Below are 1,214 nucleotides of genomic sequence, written 5' to 3' on the forward strand. Positions count from 1 at the left end.
TTAGATTTTGATGATCAATCGGATAATTCTAAGGGGACGATCAATCCATCAGTAGATGGCATAGATTCTATATTGCATTTGCATGTCCCAACTGATCAAGCCCGAGTACCCAACTCACAGAGCTGTTGACCCATGAAAAGAATCTCACCCATAGTGAATTAAAGCACAAGAACTTGACTTCGTCAGTTCATCCACAAATGCTCAAGATTAAGAGCACCGGTCACTTAGTAGCATGAGGTGATTTGATCTCTCTCTGTGATAGTACTATTTTAGAGATCACACCTACAATGGTCCTGTTCAATGCATGACACATGCACTAATGAGATAGATCCGGGAAAGCCCTCCCGTGACTTAGGTTTGTCACCCTATATAGGAGAGTATCTCATTATAACTTATACCAAGATGAAGTGCCCAACTCCATCTTTCAGTTATGAACTAATTTGTTGTTTCCAATATCCATGAATCAGACCTATCTGTGTGAAGCCACTTCACACCTGATTCAATTATTAGAAGCAATGGGCCTTATACACAACCATACATATACACATGATTAAAGAGAAAGAGTCATTCCATTATATAACCAATAAATATCCAGTAACAGAGAGAAAAGTGCAGCTAGTGGGCTTTAGGGCATACACCAATCCCAACAAACTCCCACTTGCACTAAAGATCACTACTTCCTAACCTAACTCCCATAGACTCAACATGAGAAGTAAAGACTTTCTCAGTAAGAGTCTTAGTAAATGGGTCTGCTAAGTTATTAGCTGAGGCAATCTGCTCCACCACTATTTCTCCATTCTGAACGAATTCCCGGATCAAGTGGTACTTTCTCTGAATGTGCTTGCCTTTCTTGTGATTCCGGGGCTCTTTACACTGTGCTATCGCACCTGTGTTGTCGCAGTGCATGACAATCGGTTTTTCTGCTGCAGAAACAACTCCTAATTCCATTAGGAATTTCCTGAGCCATACTGCTTCCTTTGCAGCTTCCGCTGCCGCCACATACTCTGCTTCCATGGTAGAATCAGCAGTACAATCTTGCTTGACACTTCTCCATGAAATAGCCCCACCCGATAGAGTAAAAACATATCCTGAGGTTGACTTTCTGGCATCCGTATCTGATTGGAAATCTGAGTCTGTGTACGCCAAAGGCGTTAAATCATCTGCCCGAAAAGTTAACATATAATCTTTCGTTCTCCGAAGATACTTGAATATAT

1 protein-coding gene is annotated in these 1,214 nt (G+C 41.4%); it reads right to left on the minus strand.

All coding sequences use genetic code 11. The features are described 5' to 3' along the window. Nucleotides 1-663: 663 nt before the first annotated feature. On the minus strand, nt 664-1,214 hold a 551-nt coding region (locus GO013_RS16620; protein ID WP_203529698.1), incomplete at its 5' end, for a Ty1/Copia family ribonuclease HI.

The sequence above is a fragment of the Pseudodesulfovibrio sp. JC047 genome, from assembly GCF_010468615.1.
GTDB lineage: Bacteria > Desulfobacterota > Desulfovibrionia > Desulfovibrionales > Desulfovibrionaceae > Pseudodesulfovibrio.